This is a genomic window from Streptomyces decoyicus (assembly GCF_019880305.1).
GTDB lineage: Bacteria > Actinomycetota > Actinomycetes > Streptomycetales > Streptomycetaceae > Streptomyces > Streptomyces decoyicus.
The window spans coordinates 8,143,240-8,159,389 of sequence record NZ_CP082301.1; the positions used below are offsets into that span (position 1 = coordinate 8,143,240).

The 16,150-nt window shown below is 69.3% G+C and carries 16 protein-coding genes and 1 pseudogene; 8 read left to right on the forward strand and 9 right to left on the reverse strand.

All coding sequences use genetic code 11. From position 1 onward, the window contains the following. The 4 genes from K7C20_RS35575 to K7C20_RS35590 all read right to left on the reverse strand — a co-directional run bounded on the left by K7C20_RS35575 (position 1) and on the right by K7C20_RS35590 (position 2,834). A complete protein-coding gene (locus K7C20_RS35575) occupies positions 1–645 on the reverse strand; it encodes a LysE family translocator (protein WP_053209604.1) in 645 nt (214 codons plus the stop codon). A 117-nt stretch (positions 646–762) separates the two neighbouring features. Continuing rightward, positions 763–1,989 carry a chitinase gene (locus K7C20_RS35580; RefSeq protein ID WP_053209597.1) on the reverse strand — a complete coding sequence of 409 codons (1,227 nt, stop codon included), beginning with the start codon at positions 1,987–1,989 and terminating at the stop codon, positions 763–765. A 368-nt stretch (positions 1,990–2,357) separates the two neighbouring features. Next, positions 2,358–2,585 carry a DUF6480 family protein gene (locus K7C20_RS35585; RefSeq protein ID WP_030087159.1) on the reverse strand — a complete coding sequence of 76 codons (228 nt, stop codon included), beginning with the start codon at positions 2,583–2,585 and terminating at the stop codon, positions 2,358–2,360. 57 nt (positions 2,586–2,642) lie between these two features. Beyond that, complete coding sequence (locus K7C20_RS35590; protein WP_030087157.1) at positions 2,643–2,834, reverse strand: hypothetical protein; 192 nt, start codon at positions 2,832–2,834, stop codon at positions 2,643–2,645. A 169-nt stretch (positions 2,835–3,003) separates the two neighbouring features. Here K7C20_RS35590 and K7C20_RS35595 point away from each other — a divergent pair, with 169 nt between their 5' ends. From K7C20_RS35595 to K7C20_RS35610, 4 genes are all read left to right on the forward strand, one after another. Next, positions 3,004–4,137 carry a glutathione-independent formaldehyde dehydrogenase gene (locus tag K7C20_RS35595; RefSeq protein WP_030087155.1) on the forward strand — a complete coding sequence of 378 codons (1,134 nt, stop codon included), beginning with the start codon at positions 3,004–3,006 and terminating at the stop codon, positions 4,135–4,137. Positions 4,138–4,363: 226 nt separating this feature from the next. After that, a complete protein-coding gene (locus K7C20_RS35600) occupies positions 4,364–4,774 on the forward strand; it encodes an STAS domain-containing protein (protein WP_030087153.1) in 411 nt (136 codons plus the stop codon). 210 nt (positions 4,775–4,984) lie between these two features. Further along, positions 4,985–6,550 carry an FMN-binding glutamate synthase family protein gene (locus K7C20_RS35605; RefSeq protein ID WP_409351335.1) on the forward strand — a complete coding sequence of 522 codons (1,566 nt, stop codon included), beginning with the start codon at positions 4,985–4,987 and terminating at the stop codon, positions 6,548–6,550. Positions 6,551–6,566: 16 nt separating this feature from the next. Beyond that, on the forward strand, positions 6,567–8,300 hold the full coding sequence (locus K7C20_RS35610; RefSeq protein WP_030087149.1) for a thiamine pyrophosphate-dependent enzyme: 1,734 nt from the start codon (positions 6,567–6,569) through the stop codon (positions 8,298–8,300). A gap of 55 nt (positions 8,301–8,355) precedes the next feature. Here K7C20_RS35610 and K7C20_RS35615 read toward each other — a convergent pair whose 3' ends face one another. Beyond that, positions 8,356–8,778, reverse strand: coding sequence for a MarR family winged helix-turn-helix transcriptional regulator (locus K7C20_RS35615; RefSeq protein WP_030087147.1), 423 nt, complete (start codon positions 8,776–8,778; stop codon positions 8,356–8,358). Positions 8,779–8,940: 162 nt separating this feature from the next. On the opposite strand from K7C20_RS35615, the gene eno reads away from it, so the two are divergent. Further along, positions 8,941–10,248: a phosphopyruvate hydratase gene (eno, locus tag K7C20_RS35620; RefSeq protein ID WP_053209598.1), complete on the forward strand. Its 1,308-nt coding sequence runs from the start codon at positions 8,941–8,943 to the stop codon at positions 10,246–10,248. A gap of 79 nt (positions 10,249–10,327) precedes the next feature. Then, positions 10,328–10,648: pseudogene (locus K7C20_RS35625) on the forward strand (IS630 family transposase); the annotation flags it as partial. Between the two features lie 7 nt (positions 10,649–10,655). Here the strand turns inward: K7C20_RS35625 and K7C20_RS38705 are convergent. The 4 genes from K7C20_RS38705 to K7C20_RS35640 all read right to left on the reverse strand — a co-directional run bounded on the left by K7C20_RS38705 (position 10,656) and on the right by K7C20_RS35640 (position 14,377). Next, positions 10,656–10,844, reverse strand: a complete 189-nt coding sequence (locus tag K7C20_RS38705) for a hypothetical protein (RefSeq protein ID WP_030087143.1) — start codon at positions 10,842–10,844, stop codon at positions 10,656–10,658. A gap of 117 nt (positions 10,845–10,961) precedes the next feature. Continuing rightward, entirely contained in the window at positions 10,962–12,038 is a 1,077-nt protein-coding gene (locus K7C20_RS35630) for an NAD(+)/NADH kinase (protein ID WP_053209599.1), read from the reverse strand. A gap of 285 nt (positions 12,039–12,323) precedes the next feature. After that, positions 12,324–13,502, reverse strand: a complete 1,179-nt coding sequence (locus K7C20_RS35635) for a serine hydrolase domain-containing protein (RefSeq protein ID WP_053209600.1) — start codon at positions 13,500–13,502, stop codon at positions 12,324–12,326. Positions 13,503–13,729: 227 nt separating this feature from the next. Continuing rightward, positions 13,730–14,377, reverse strand: coding sequence for a DUF5701 family protein (locus tag K7C20_RS35640; protein ID WP_030087139.1), 648 nt, complete (start codon positions 14,375–14,377; stop codon positions 13,730–13,732). Between the two features lie 318 nt (positions 14,378–14,695). Here K7C20_RS35640 and K7C20_RS35645 point away from each other — a divergent pair, with 318 nt between their 5' ends. Together K7C20_RS35645 and K7C20_RS35650 are read left to right on the forward strand one after the other, a co-directional pair. Then, the gene (locus K7C20_RS35645) at positions 14,696–15,331 is read left to right on the forward strand and encodes a TetR/AcrR family transcriptional regulator (RefSeq protein ID WP_030087137.1); all 636 of its coding nucleotides are present in this window, start codon (positions 14,696–14,698) and stop codon (positions 15,329–15,331) included. Between the two features lie 319 nt (positions 15,332–15,650). Continuing rightward, entirely contained in the window at positions 15,651–16,109 is a 459-nt protein-coding gene (locus tag K7C20_RS35650) for an SRPBCC family protein (RefSeq protein ID WP_030087135.1), read from the forward strand. Positions 16,110–16,150: the final 41 nt, after the last annotated feature.

The following is a 16,150-nucleotide window of genomic DNA, read 5'->3' on the forward strand; positions in this document are numbered from 1 at the left end:
TCAGTCCGCGCGGCCGGTGGCCGCCACCGTCACGCCCAGACCGATCATGGCGAAGCCACCCGCACCGCCGATCATCGACAGACGGCGTTCGGAACGCGCGAACCAGTGGCGGGCCGCCGAGGCCGTCAGCCCCCATACCGTGTCCGTGATCAGGCCGATGCAGATCGGGACCAGGCCCAGAGTGAGCATCTGCGCGGGCAACCCGCCTGCCGCATGATCCACGAACTGGGGAAGTACGGCGGCGAAGAACACGATGCCTTTGGGGTTGGTGACGCCGACCAGGATGCCGTCGGCGATCGTCCGCAGATCGCCGCGGGCAAGCTGTCCGGACTTGTCCACGGCGCCCATCTTCATGTCCTTGCGGTGCCGGAACGCTTGGACTCCGAGGAAGACAAGGTAGGCCGCGCCGGCCAGTTTCACGGCGAGAAAGACCGCGACGGACTGTTCGACCAATGACCCGAGACCGAGCGCCACGGCGGCCACCAGCAGATAGGAGCCCAGCACATTGCCCAGGACCGTCGCCAGTGCTGTGCGGCGGCCGTGCGCCAGAGCCCGGCCGATCACGAACAGCACACTTGGCCCCGGAATCACGATCACCAGCAACGACATCGCCGCAAACGCAAGCAGCCGGTCGGTCGACACCATGTCTCTCACCTCGGCGACCATTGAATCAGCTGAAACTCGATTCCCCACCTTCTCGTCCGTCGACCGTCCAGGGAGGAGGGGAGGAGCGGCCGGGCGGGACGCTCCTCCCCTCCGGGGTCAGCAGGCGCCCAGGTCCTGCCAGACTCCCGAGCCGCCGGTGGAGGGCGTCTCGCCCTGCGTCCACCACTTGGCCTTCCAGGTGCGGCCGTTGTACGAGACCGTGTCGCCGCCCCCGTAGACGGTGCCGGTGTCGTAGGCGGCCGCGGTGCAGCCGCCGTTGCCGGGCGGGGTGGTGGGTGGCGGTGTGGTGGGCGGAGTGGCCCCGGCGAACTTCACCGAGTACTTGGTGAAGTCGTACGCGCCCTGGGGCACGCTGCTACAGGTTCCGGAGGTCCTGCCGTTGTTGTCCGGCGGGGAGCACTGGCGGTCCCGGTTGACGGACCAGTTCGTGAAGCGTGCCATGTGGTGGGCGGTCGCGAAGTCCAGCACCGTCTGGAAGTCCGCCTGGGTGAAGTATTCGCCGGTGTCGCTGCGGCCGTTCATCTGCGAGATGCCCTCGTGGGCGTAGGCGGTGGCTTCGTCCCAGCCGAAGGTGGCGCGCAGGACGGCGTTGAAGTTGGTCAGGGCGGCCGTCTGTGCGGCAGCACCGTTGAAGCCACCGTCGAACGGCATGATGGAGAAGTTGTCCGGGGTGAAGGACTGGGACTTGGCCTCGTTGAGCATCTGCTTGCCGAACCAACCGGTGCCGTCGGCGGTTCCGGCCGTGGTGATGGAGAGGTAGATGCCGGGGTTCTTCTGCTGGAGGATCTTGGCGGCCCCGATTTCGTTGTGGATGGCGGCGGCGTTCTCGTACTCCGGCTCCTCCAGGTCGAAGTCGAGCGCCTTGAGACCGTACTTGTCGACGACCTGCTGGTATGCGGCAGCGGTTGCCTCGGGGGTGCCGCAACTCTGGCCGAGCTTGGTGCCGCCGTATCCGCCGATGGAGGCCGAGACGTCTCCGCCCTTGGCGCGGATCGCGGATATCGCGCCGGCCACCGCGGTGTCCGAACCCACCGGGCTGGTCCCGCCCCAAGTCGGCGTACAGCCACCGCCGTTCGGCGCCAGGACGAAGGCGAGCTGGAACGCCTTGAGGCCGGTGGCGTCCATCACCGCTCCGGCATCCGGCGGGTCGTTGTCGAGCGGCATGAGGTAGGGCGCCGCGGCGTACCAGTTGCTGCCCACGGCGTGTGGTGCCGCGGTGGCATCGGGGCGGTGGCCGGCGGCGATAGCCGCGCCGGCCGCCGAGAGTGCGAGGCAGGCCGCTGAGACGACGGCGGCGACAGTTCTGACGTGACGAGGCGGCACATGCCCTCCCGCGAAGCGTATTTGGTTCAGACCAATTGCCCGCCAGGGTGAATCGCTCGCCATGGGCGCGTCAAGGCTTTGGGCTGAACCGGCGCGGAAAGCCAACTCGCTCCACTTGAGGGGGTGTTGGGGTCGGCTTCCCCGCCGCCGGGTCGGCCGCGGTCGTCGTCCCCGCGGCCTTCGGCGTGATCGGCTGTATGCGGAGGTTGCCCGTCGGGTGCGCTCGGTCCGCGTTCGCCGTGGCCGACGTGTCCGCTCCGTCTCGCAGGGGAGGGCTGCTCGGTCACTGGAGGTGCGGCCGGGCTGCCGGAGGGCTTACCGGGCCGCTGCTGCCCTATCGGGCCGTCGGCGCCCGGGGCCGCCGGCGGTCACAGCGCCACGATCACGGCGTATGCGATGAAGAACGCGGCGCAGAGCACGACGACGATGCCGAGGATGACGACCGGGCCCGTGGCCCAGCCCCGTGTCTGCTTGTCGCGGGGGCCGGTCTCCGCCCCCGTGCTGCCCTCGCCGGGCGGCGTTTCCTCGGGCGGTACGCCACCCGGGGGCACGTCGGGGGTGCGGTGCGGGTCCGGGTCGGAATATTGAGCGCTCATACCGACAGTTTGCCCGATTTCGACCGAATTGGTTGCTCCGACCCGTCGCCTCGCCGGTCAGCGGTCGGCGATGTCCTCGCGGAGGCCGTCGGAGAACTCCCACCACGACAGGGGGAGCCAGTCCCCGTGCACAAATGCATCGACAGTGGCGCCGCGACCGCGGACGGTAACCGTCGTTCCGGGCGGGTACGAGGTGCCGGACAGGCCGAGCACGGGGACGAGCAAGGTCCCGAGCCGCTGAGCTGCCATGTGTCGCCCTTCCTCTCGTTTCTCGGTGCGACATTGCGATACCCGTAGTGGATATGCGCTCTCACATTACCGGCTTGCCCCGCCCGGTAGACCGGAGAATCATGAGTGATAGGTCACGTTAAAAGTGGAGAAATGCGCGTGCTCTTCGCCGAGCGGGAGGTGGCAGCACATGAAAGGCGTCGTCTACAAAGGGCCGTTCACCGTGGCGGTCGAGAATGTCGAGAGGCCCAGCATCCAGCACCCCAACGAGGTGATCGTAAGAGTCACCTCCACGGCGATCTGTGGCTCGGACCTGCATATGTACGAGGGGCGTACGGCGGCCGAGCCGGGCATCGTGTTCGGTCACGAGAACATGGGAATCATCGAGCAAATCGGCCAGGGCGTCACCTCCCTCAAGGAGGGCGACCGTGTGGTCATGCCCTTCAATGTCGCCTGTGGGTTCTGCATGAATTGCGTCGAGGGATTCACCGGATTCTGCCTGACCGTCAATCCGGGATTTGCGGGCGGCGCTTACGGCTATGTCGCCATGGGGCCCTGGGAGGGCGGCCAGGCGGAATACCTTCGCGTTCCCTACGCCGACTTCAACTGCCTGAAGCTGCCGCCGGGAAACGAGCACGAGACCGACTTCATCCTGCTCGCCGACATCTTCCCCACCGGCTACCACGGCTGTGAACTCGCCCAGGTACGCCCGGGCGAGAGCGTCGCGGTGTACGGCGGCGGGCCGGTCGGGCTCATGGCCGCCTACTCGGCCCTCCTGCGCGGAGCGTGCAAGGTCTTCGTCGTGGACCGGGTTCCCGAGCGGTTGGAGAAGGCCCGGGAGATCGGCGCGGTTCCGGTCAACTTCTCCGAGGGCGACCCGGTGAAGCAGATCAAGGACCAGACGAAAGGCATCGGCACGGACAAGGGCGTGGACGCCGTCGGCTATCAGGCGATGGCGCACGGCGAAACCCGCGAGGAACCGGCGACCGTCCTGAACTCGCTGGTCGACACGGTCCGGGCCACCGGTGCCCTCGGCATACCGGGCCTGTACGTTCCGGCCGACCCGGGAGGCCCTGACGAGCAGGCCAAGCGGGGCATGCTCCTCGTATCGATCGGCAAGCTCTTCGAGAAGGGGCTGCGGATGGGGACGGGGCAGTGCAACGTGAAGCGCTACAACCGGCACCTGCGCGACATGATCATCGAGGGCCGGGCGAAGCCGAGCTTCGTCGTCTCGCACGAACTCCCGCTGGACCAGGCCCCCGCGGCATACGACAAGTTCGACAAGCGCATCGAGGGCTACACGAAGGTCGTCCTGCATCCGTAGACCTGGCGGCCGCGCCGCTTCGACGCGCGGCTGCGACGGGCCGGTCCCTGCCAGGACCGGCCCGTCATGCTGATCCACTGCCACTGCCACTGCCACTGCCACTGTCCCTGCCATGCCCGCCCTCGTGGGCAGATGTGGGACCCGGACCCGGCACCCAGGCCGGCTCTGTCTGAACCCATGACGACGGGGTACGCGAGCTCCACTGGTCCACAGAAAGGCGGAGGTCGTGTCCGAGCCGAACGAGTTGAACGTCGAAGTGAACGTCACCGAGCCGGAGGTGGCGGTGGTGACCGTCTCGGGGGATCTGGACGGCGAGACCGGGACCTCCCTGCACCACCATCTGGCCAACCAGATCGTGCACGGCAGGCGGTATCTCGTGCTGGACCTGCGAGCCGTGCCGTTCATGGACTCCTCGGGGCTGAACATCATCATCCGCGCGTCCAACGAGACCAAGCGTCTCGACGGGAGCCTGCACCTCGCGGCGGTGTCCGATGTCGTGCTGCGGCTGCTCGACCTGACCGGGATCAGCGTGACCACCCCGGTCCACGCGAGCCCCGAGGACGCTCTCGCCGAGATCGCGTCACGGCAGGCGGCCGAGCCCGAGCCGGCGGAAGGCTTCCACCCCGCGCAGCGCTGACCTTGCCTGCCGTATGGCATTTGGAGCCCAGATCTGCCCACGGCCTGTCCGTGCCTGCCCCAGGCGCAATGGGCGGTAGCGGTAGTTGAGTGACCCAGGAGTGTGATGGTGACCACGAACCGTGGTGCCGAAGACGCGAGGAGGGACCGTGCCGCGCGGTCGCAGCACCCGGCGGCAGGCCCCCCGCTCCGCTCTTTCCGTCAGATGGCGGTGGGAGGGCTTCTTGTCCTTGCCGCCTGCCTGGTGGTGCCGGCGCTGCTGACGTCGCCCTGGTGGTGGCTGCCGGCCCTGGTCCTCATGGCGCTCGGTGTGCTGGGCGTAGCGGACCTGACGCAGCGTCGGCACTCGGTGCTGCGAAACTACCCGGTCATCGGGCATCTGCGTTTCGTACTGGAGTCGCTGCGGCCGGAGTTGCAGCAGTACTTCATCGAGCGCAACTTCGACGGGCGGCCCTTCGACCGTGATGTGCGCACCCTCGTCTACGAGCGGTCCAAGGGCACCGAGGCGGAAGAGCCGTTCGGCACCGAACGCGATGTCTACGAGGACGGCTACGAATTCTTCGTCCCGTCCATGGCTCCCGGGCCGGTTCCCAAGGAGCCGCCGCGGGTCCGCGTCGGCGGTCCCGACTGCACCCAGCCCTACGACATGGCGCTGCTGAACGTCTCGGCGATGAGTTTCGGGTCCCTGTCGGCCAACGCGATCCTGGCCCTGAACAGGGGAGCCGCCATGGGCGGATTCGCCCATGACACCGGTGAGGGCGGACTGTCCGAGTACCACCTGCGCCCCGGTGGCGACCTGGTGTGGGAGCTGGGTACCGGCTACTTCGGCTGCCGGACCGCCGAGGGTGGTTTCGACGCGTCGGAGTTCGCCCGCAAAGCGGCTCACGAGCACATCAAGTGCGTGTCGCTGAAGCTCTCCCAAGGCGCGAAGCCGGGCATCGGCGGTGTGCTGCCGGGAAACAAGGTCACGGCCGAGATCGCGCGGGTGCGCGGGGTGCCGCAAGGCCGGACGGTGATCTCCCCGCCGTACCACCAGGTGTTCTCCACCCCACGTGAACTCGTCACCTTCCTCGCGAAGATGCGTGAGCTGGCGGGTGGCAAGCCCACGGGGTTCAAGCTGTGTGTCGGCTCCCGGCGGCAGTTCCTCGCGGTCTGCAAGGCCATGCTGCAAGAAGGTGTGACACCCGACTTCATCATCGTGGACGGGGCGGAGGGCGGAACAGGAGCCGCGCCTTTGGAGTTCGCCGATCACCTGGGCGCCCCGCTGACCGAGGGGCTGATCACCGTGCACAGCGCGCTGGTCGGCTGCGGGCTGCGGGACCGCATAAAGATCGGCGCGAGTGGCAAGGTGGCCACCGGCGCCGATGTCGTCAAGCGCCTCCTGCACGGCGCGGATTTCACCAACGCGGCCCGCGCCATGATGATGGCCGTCGGCTGCATACAGGCGCAACGCTGCCACACCAACACCTGTCCCGTCGGAGTGGCGACCCAGGACCCGCGCCGTGCGCGCGCCCTCGACGTGGACGACAAGTCCGCCCGCGTCCACAGGTTCCAGCGGGCCACGCTGGAGAGCGCCCTGCAGATGATGGCCGCCATGGGCGTCCAGCACCCGGGCGAGCTGCGCCCCCACATGCTGCGCCGCCGTATCGGCCCTGCCACGGTCCGCTCGTACGAGGACCTGTACGACTGGCCCGCCCCGGGAGAGCTGCTGGCCGAGCCGCCGCGTGACTGGGCCGTGGACTGGGCCGCGGCCGACCCCGACCATTTCAGTGTCTGAGAAAGGACCCTTATCCATGGCGCGCACCGTCGCTCACGTCCTCGTCGATTCGCTGGCCCAGCTCAAGGTCCGGCAGGTCTTCGGAGTGGTCGGGGACGCCCTCAACCCCCTGACCGACGCCCTCTCACGATCCGACGACCTGGAATGGGTCGGTTGCCGCCACGAGGAGGCCGCGGCCTTCGCGGCCGGAGCCCAGTCCCAGCTGACCGGCACCCTGGGCGTGTGCATGGGGACCGTCGGACCGGGTTCGGTGCATCTCCTCAACGGCCTCTACGACGCGGCGAAGAGCCATACCCCGGTTCTGGCCATCGCCGGACAGGTACCACTGGCCGAGATGGGCAGCGATGCCTTCCAGGAGGTGGACAACGACCTGCTGTTCCGCGATGTCGCCGTCTACCGCGCGACGATCACCGCACCCGACCAGCTGCCCGTGATGCTGGAGAACGCGGTGCGCGCGGCACTGGCACGCAAGGGCGTGGCGGTACTGACGGTGCCCGCGGACCTCGGCGACCGGGAGGTTCCGCACGACCGCGCGCCGCGGTTCTCCCTGCCGCCCTCCAGCAGCCGGCCCGACGATCCGGTGCTCGACGAGGCCGCCGGGGTCCTGAACGCGGCTGAGCGGGTCACGCTGCTGGTGGGCGCCGGCGCCCGGCACGCGCGCACGGACGTGCTGGAGCTCGCCGAACGGCTGGCCGCGCCGATGGTGCTCACCCTGAAGGCCAAGGAAGGCTTCGAGGGCGACAACCCGTACCAGGTCGGCCAGACCGGGCTGATCGGCAACCCGGCGGCGGCCAAGGCCCTGGACGACGCCGAAGTGCTGGTGCTGCTCGGCACGGACTTCCCGTACCGGGAGTGGTATCCGTCCGGCAAGAAGGTCATCCAGGTCGACCTCGCGCCCGAGCACATCGGCCGCCGGGTCCCCGTGGACGTCGCCCTGGTGGGCGATGTCGGCCCCACCGTGCGTGGCCTGCTAGGCCGGCTGACCGGGCAGCCGGGGACATCCCACCTCGACCGGGCCAGGGACCGGTTCGACAAGTGGTACCGCTCTCAGCTCAAGCTCACCGTTCCCGATCACGACCAGGGACTGATCGGCAAGGCGCGCTCCACCCTGGACAACCGTGACCATCTGATCCGGCCCGAGGCGCTGGCCAGGGCAGTCGACGAGGCAGCGGCCGACGACGCCGTCTTCACCTCGGACACGGGTATGGCCACCGTGTGGCTCTCCCGCTTCATCCAGATGCGGGGGGAACGCAGGCTGCTGGGTTCCTACAACCTCGGCTCGATGGCCAACGCGATGCCCCAGGCCCTGGGAGCACAGTTCCTCGACCGGGACCGGCAGGTGGTCGCGTTCTGCGGTGACGGTGGGCTGAGCATGCTGCTCGGCGATCTGATGACCCTGCGCACCTACCGGCTGCCGGTGAAGCTCGTGGTCTTCGACAACCGCCGGCTGGGCATGGTGAAACTGGAACAGGAACAGGCGGGCCTGCCGGAGTTCGGTACCGAGCTGGACAACCCCGATTTCGCCGCGGTGGCCAGGGCGCTCGGCATCACGGGCATCCGCGTCACCGACCCCGTCGACCTCACCGACGGCGTACGCGAGGCGTTCGACACCGAGGGCCCCGTGCTGCTGGACGTGCTCACCAATCCGGACGAGATCTCCCTGCCTCCCCAGCCAACGGCGAAGCAGGGCTGGGGCTTCGCCATGGCGAAGGCCAAGGAGTTCCTCCGCAGCGAGGGGGACAACAACTGATCCCCTCCGATTCCGCTCGATTCCGCAGCAGCGGCGAACGCTGCGTGGCGGGGCACTAGCGTGTGGCGAGCCGCTCCAGCAGGGCGGCGCTCCGTGCCAGCAACACCCGCTCCTCATCCGTGAGTTCGGCCTCGATGGCCTGCGCGAGCCAACCGGCCCTGCGGCCGCGCTCGGCTTCGAGCGCGGCCCGGCCCGCGTCCGACAGCTCGACCAGCGACTTGCGGCCGTCCGTGGGGTGCGCCCGGCGCGTGATCAGGTTCTGTTCCATGAGCAGCCCCACCGCCCGTGCCATCGACTGGGGGCGTACGCGCTGATCGGTGGCGAGGTCGCTGGTGGTCATGGCGCCGTTGCGGTCGAGTGCACCGAGCACGGCGGCCTGGCCCAGCGGGATGCGGTCCTCGTGTTTGACGCGTCGGGTGAGCTTGCCCATCGCGGTGCGCAGTTCGACGGCGATGGCGGCGGCTTCCGAGGTGGGCATAGGGCACTTTACCCCGATGGCCGGCAAAGCCGTGTCCCTGACCTGCACAGCAATGCTGTACAGCAAAACTGAGCAGCATTGCTGTAGGGTTTGGCGTTGTCGGGTTCAGCGCCAGCGTTGTCGCAGCCGGGCCACGGCACACGACAACGGGAAGGAACGCCCATGTCCGCACAGGCAGTCGGAACCGTCGACGCCGCCATCGAGACCGTCACCGCCCGCCGGATCATCGACAGCCGGGGCAACCCCACCGTCGAGGTCGACGTTGTCCTGGCGGACGGGTCCCCGGGGCGCGCGGCTGTCCCCTCCGGTGCCTCCACCGGTGCCCGGGAGGCCGTGGAACTGCGCGACGGGGACTCCGCGCGCTGGCACGGCAAGGGCGTCGACCGCGCGGTGGCCCACGTCAACGGGGAGATCGCGGTGGCCGTGCGCGGCCGGGACGCGGCGGACCAGGCGGGTCTCGACGCCGCGCTGGTCGCCCTCGACGGCACCGCCACGAAGTCCCGGCTCGGCGCCAACGCGATCCTCGGCGTCTCCCTCGCCGCCGCCAAGGCCGCCGCGGCGGCCCACCGCCAGCCCCTCTACCGCTACCTCGGCGGCGCCGACGCCCATCTCCTGCCGCTGCCGATGATGAACATCGTCAACGGCGGCGCCCACGCCGACAATCCGCTGGATTTCCAGGAGTTCATGATCGCGCCCGTGGGCGCGGCCACCTTCGCCGAAGCCGTCCGCATGGGCAGCGAGGTCTTCCACACCCTGCGTCGCGATCTGCTGGCCGCCGGGCACTCCACGGGCGTCGGCGACGAGGGGGGCTTCGCGCCCGCGCTACGGACCGCTGAGGAGGCTCTCGACTTCGTGCTGACCGCCATCGAGCGCACCGGCTACCGACCCGGTACGGACATCGGCCTGGTCATGGACCCGGCGTCGTCGGAGTTCTTCCGCGACGGGGTGTACGACTACGCGGGCGAGGGGGTGCGCCGCACCCCCTCCGAGAACGCCGACTACCTGGCCGGGCTCATCGACGCCTACCCGGTCGTCTCCATCGAGGACCCGATGGCGGAGAACGACCTGGACGGCTGGCGCGAGCTGACCTCCCGCGTCGGCGACCGCTGTCAGCTCACCGGCGACGACGTGTTCTGCACCAACGAGACGCTGCTGCGCGAGGGCATCCGCACCGGCGTCGGCAACTCGGTCCTGGTCAAGGTCAATCAGATCGGGACCCTGACCGAGGCGCTGGCCGCGGTGGCCACGGCCCACCAGGCGGGCTGGACGGCTGTCATGTCGCACCGCTCGGGCGAGACGGAGGACACCACCATCGCGGATCTGGCGGTGGCGACCGGCTGCGGTCAGATCAAGACCGGCTCGCTCTCCCGCTCCGACCGCACGGCGAAGTACAACCAACTGATCCGGATCGAAGAGGAGTTGGGCGGTTCGGCGCGCTTCGCGGGCCGCTCCGCACTGCGCCGGGCGTGAACAGCAGGCAGAGGTAGGGACCACGCGGGCCCCCAGATCGATCGGGGGCCCGCTCGCGTGCCGGGAAGACTTGCTGGGCGGCGAGCCCGAAGTCATCGTCTGCAGGGACGCATTAGGGCCGCTCAACCTGATGCCCCACCCTGGAAAGCAGTGGGCGGAGCGGGGTGGCAAGCACAAGGACCCCGACCGCGAGCCACGCCGCAGGCGGCGGGCCACCTACCACCGCCATGGCGGAGTGCGGCACCTGTTCGCCGCCTGCGCTAACTGCACCCTCGACGGCACCGACCACGCCGACCACACGAAGCAGGGCAACATGATCCGCGGCTACATCATCTGGCGAAACCGTCACGCCGACGACCGGCGCCTACGCACCGTCGTCGACAGGGCGAACGTGGCCTGACGCGGCACTAGCGCTTCTGAGCTCTGTACCGCTTGAGAAGGGCGGTGATCTTCTCGTGGTCCCCCTTGCCGTTCAGTTCGCCGAGGAGATCGTCCGGGCAGAGTTCGTAGTGATCGCCCCACCACCGACGTCCTCGGTTGTCCCAGATTCGGTAACCACCCGGCACTCCTCTGGCCACGTACCGCCGCCTGCTCACGATGCCCCCCGACCCGTGCACCTGTGTCGCCCCACCTGCACGCTTCCTCCCAGCGCCGGCAACGACCGAACCATAGCGCGCGGCCGACGCGAGCCGGTTTGGGCGTTGAGGTGCAGATCAGTCCACGTCCACGTCCATGTCCGCGGGCAGGGGCGGCAGGCGGAGGTGGGCAAGGTCTGCGGGAGCCGGGCTGGTGTGGGGCCACAAGGGGGTGATGCCGGCCTCGGCCGCCGCGGGGGCATCGGTCAGGCGCATGCGCTCACGCAGCCTGCCGTAGAAGTCGGTCGGTCCGAGCCGCACGACGCGCAGGCGCTGCGGAGCCGCGTAGATGCCGATCCAGTCCCCGGGATCCAGGACGCCGCGCAACTGGCCGTCGACGCTCACCGCCGCGCGGCCGGAGTGCCCCAGGACGCGTAGGGCGACGGCCTCGTCGGGGGCGGCGACCACCGAGCGGTTGAAGGTCATGTGCGGGGCGACCGGGGTGAAGACGATGGCGTCGGCCGCGGGGGAGATGACAGGGCCGCCGGCGGCGAAGCTGTAGGCGGTGGATCCGGTGGGGGTGGCGACCAGGACGGCGTCGGCGGAGTAGGAGGCGAGGAGCCGGCCAGAGAGGTACACGCCGAGGGAGACCTGCCGGTCGCGGGCCAGTTTCTCCAGGACGATGTCGTTGAGTGCCGTCACGTTCAGGGCCACCCCCCAGTCCAGGGCGACGGCACACTCGGGACGTACCAGGGGAGGCGGGAGCGCGGGACCCCGGCCGTAGCGCAGGAGGGCTTCCATCCCCACAGGGAGCCCCAGCGGCCGGGACGCCCGCATCGTCAGCATCAGACGGGTCTCGATATCCACCTCGCCGCGGTGAACGGAGTCCAGCGCGCATTCCACGTCGTCGGCCGGGACTTCGGTCAGGAAGCCGAGGGTCCCCAGGTCGACACCGAGGACCAGCGCGTCGTTCTGCGCGGCCAGGCGGGCTCCGCGGAGGAAGGTGCCGTCCCCGCCGAGCGTGACGATCAGGTCGGGGCTGCCGGCGGCCTCGACCTCCTCCCGTGCATCCCGCCGTTGCTCGTCCTGGCTCCACACGTCGATGGCGACGCAGCCGACACCCTCGCGTACGCACCACTGCCGGACGACGTCGGCGGCCGTCACGGCGTCAGGGCGCCCTCCGTGGACGACGATGCCCACCCGTTGCACGCTCATGCAGCCTCCTCTCCCTCTGGGCTCCCGGTTCGCGCCTCGGCACGGGAACACCCGGCCGGGACGGCTGCGCGCGTCCCGGCAACCGACCGGATGACACGGGGCACCGTGACCGCCCCCCTCAACAGTGCCCCGTTTGGGGGTATCTGTGCGCATTCACATGGCATCTTAACGGGGCGACATGATCTCCACGGGTGTGCCGAACCGTTCTCGCGAACAGGGTTCCCCGGCCCGCCCCTGAAGGGCGAGATCGACATCCCTGCGCCCCGTCGCCTCGGCGGCCGGCCCTCACCCGCACAAGGCGGCGTCGACGGCGGCCAGGACATCGGCGGGGCCCTGTTTGACGGGCGCCTGGTCGGCGGTGGCGGCGATCGTGACGGCGCGGCCGTCATCGGTGACACCGGTGCGCGTGTTGTAGCCGGGGATGTCACCGCCATGGCCCCACATCAGCCCGCCGCAGCTCAGCGGGGTGCTGACCACGCCCAGCCCGTACCGGGCACCGGGCCACAGACCGGCGGGGACGGTGGTGCGCATCTGGGCGAGCTGCGCGGGTTCGAGGAGCTTGCCGGCGGAGAGGGCGGAGAAGAAGCGGCTCAGGTCGCCCGGGGTGGAGACCACCTGTCCGGCGGCCCAGGCCCAGGAGGGGTCCATCTCCGTGATGTTCTTCAGCGGCGCTCCGGGCTTCGTCGCGTAGTAGCCCTCTGGATGGGCTTCCCGGATGCCCTCCTCGCCCACGCCGGGGAAGTAGGTGTGGCGCAGCCCGATGCGGTCGATGACCCGGTGGGTGATCTGCTCGGCCAGCGGGCGGCCGGTGACCTTCTCGATGAGCAGACCGGCCAGGAGGTAGTTGGTGTTGCTGTACTCCCAGTCGGCCCCCGGAGCGAACCTCGCCTTGTGTGCCAGCGCCAGGTCGAGCAGGGCGCGGGGCTGGACGTAGGTGTGGCGCTCCTTGCCGACGAGGTCTCCGGTGAAGTCGGTGTAGTTGGGCAGTCCGCTGGTGTGCTGGAGCAGCTGACGTACCGTGATGCGACGACCGTCGATGCCCTCGCCCCGCACCAGGTGCGGCAGGTACTCCTCGATGGGGGCGTCGAGAGCGACCTTGCCTTCGCCGACCAGTTGCAGGACGACCGTGGCGGTGAAGGTCTTGGTGTTGCTCCCCGCCCGTACCTGCCCGTCGGCCGGCACCTTCGCCCCGGTCCTCAAGTCCGCGACACCGGCGGTGTAGTGATGGGTGCGCCCGTGACGGTCGACGGCGGCGGCCAGGGCAGCCGGGTACCTGTCGTTGTGGACCAGACGGTCCAGACCGCGCTGCACGACGTCACCGGAGTCGCGTGCCTGTGCCGCTGACGTCGTCAGAGTGGCGCCCACGGCCAGCGCGGCAGCCGTCACGACCGCCGTCGTGATCAACCGCCGTGGCCTGGGCGACGACGTGCGAACTCGCCGCAGTTGAGGAGAACGATCGGGCATGGAAACCCTCCTGGTACGCCCTGCGAGGCATGACGGAAATCCGGACTCGTTCAGCCTGCGTGCTCGATCTCCCCCTCATCGATCCGGGCAGCGGGCCCATGCAAAGTAGGGATAACCCCCGGCACTTGGGCAGCCGGCACGCACATCACGCGCCCGGTCCGCATCGACGTCGCCGGCTGCACGGTCCGTAAGGGCCGGTCCTCGCTCGCCGGCGTCAGCGGCTTCGGTCAGCGGCTTCGGTCACCGGCCGAGGCCAGGCCCAGCCAGGTGTGCGGGTTGCCCTCCCAGCACCAACCGAGCTTCGGGGCACCCTTGCTGATCCACAGGGCCGGGACCCTGCGGTCCCCGAAGCGGGTGCCACCGAGCGAGAAGCACTTGTTCTTGGCCAGTGCCTGGGGGTATTGGGTGACGAATGCTATGCCCTCCTCCATGGTGAGCGGGGTACGGCCGCGCTCCGCGATCGCTGCCAGGGCGTCCTGGGGGGCGGCATTGCAGAATTCCTCGCCGCGGTCCATGTCGAATGCTGCGTACACCTCGCCTTCGGGGAGCGCCAGTTCCTCGAGCGAGACGAACCTTTCCAGCTCGCCCGGGGCGTAGAAGCGCTCGATGACTCCGGGCTTCTGCTTTCCCGCGAGGGTGGTCAGCGGCACGGACTCCTCAAGGGGTACGAGCGCCCTGGTCACCACCAGGAGGAACGGCACCCGACCCTCGCTCGGCGGTTTCAGCGTCGCCGCCCGTGTGAGAACGGGCGCGCGCAGCGGTTCGACCAGAGTGCGGAACGCGGTCTCCGTCATCCCGGCGAGGGCGGGGTAGCCCTTGTCGACAAGTGTCGTGACCTGGCGGTCGAACTCCGAGCCGGCATCGAAATCGGTCATGTGAGGCCTTCCTGGGAACGGCGGGACGGGACGGAGAATGACGGGACGTCAGCGGGCGTACCTCGGCGGGGCGTTGGCCGGACGGAACTGGCCTCCGTGTCCGGCGGTGGGCGGCAGTCCGCGCTCCGGACGGCTGGGCCGACGGCTCGGTGCGGCGTTCTTGCGGTCGGGGGCCGCGGCCAAGTCGATCTTGCGTGATGGGGGCATCGCTGCCTTTCCGGCCGGTCACCCTCAGGCGAAACTTGCTACGGACGTAAACTTAGCCCGAACGTCGCTAGTGCGTCAAGCGTAAACTTACGTCGCGTGTAAGATTCCTCCATGGGTATCGAACCGATGGGGCTTCGCGAGTCCAAGAAGCAAGAGACCAGGCGGCTCATCTCCGACCAGGCGACCAGGCTGTTCATCGAGAACGGCTTCGAGGCGACGACGATCGCCGAGATCGCAGCGGCTGCCCGGGTGGCCAAGAAGACCGTCACCAACTACTTCGCCCGCAAGGAGGACCTGGCCTTCGACCACCGCGAAGAGTTCGTCGAGGGCCTCGCCCGTACCGTGTCGGGCCGGGCCGAAGGGGAGTCGGCGCTCATGGCACTGCGCCGCGAGTTCCTCGACGGCGTCGAGCGGCACGATCCGGTGATCGGGTTCTCCGGCGAGGTGTTCGCCCGGATGATCGCGGACAGCCCCACATTGCTGGCCCGTCTGCGCGATATGCATGACCAGCGCGAGGCCGCGCTCGCCGAACTCCTCGCCACCGAGACCGGAGCTGCTCCCGACGACATCACTCCCCGGGCGGCGGCAGCCCAACTGGGCGGCGTCCACCGAGTCCTGTTCCAGCAGATCCTGGAACGGACCCTCGACGGCTGGAGCAACGAGCGGATCGCCAAAACGGTGACCGTGTCCGCCCACCGCGGCTTCGATCTGCTGGCGGGCTCCCTCGCCGACTACGCCGTGAAGTAGGACCGGCGGTCATCACCCGCCCACGGTCGCCTGCCGATGACCCCGTTATCGCGCAGCGCCCACCGCCCACCGCGAACCGCCCCCCACCGCCCCACGCGAACCGCCCCCGCGCCCCCCCGCTCAGGGCGTCCAGTCCGATAACTGCGGTGTGACTCAGGCCTACTGGGCTCAGTCCTCAGCGGACGGGCAGCGCGAAAAACCTCGAAAAACACCTCCGGACGTGGTCTAGGAAGCCGGTGTCCGGGCACCCGGTGAACCACGCGAGATGCGCGTCGTGGGTTGCGTACCCGCGTTGAGCCACCACTGAGGAGGCGTAGCAATGAGCACGGTGAAGGAGACGGTGGACGTCGAGGTTCCGGTCCACACCGCCTACAACCAGTGGACGCAGTTCGAGGAGTTCCCGAAGTTCATGGAGGGCGTCGAGAGGATCACCCAGCTCGACGACCGGCACAACCGCTGGACCACCAAGGTCGGTGGCGTGCGGCGGGAGTTCGACACCGAGATCGTCGACCAGCTCCCGGATGACCGGATCGCCTGGCGGACCACCACCGGCGACACGCACCAGAAGGGCCTGGTGAGTTTCCAGCGTCTGGACGAGACCCACACGCGGGTGGAGCTCGTGATGGACATCGAGCCCACGGGCGTGGCCGAGAAGGCCGCTGACATGTCGGGAACCATCGCCCGGCGGATCAAGGGCGATATGCGGCGCTTCAAGGACCATATCGAGCACCGCGGCGCCGAATCCGGAGCCTGGCGCGGCCGCATCACGCCCGGCTGACCCGGCCCGGCGGCGCGATGGCCGCAACGACGGACGGCCCC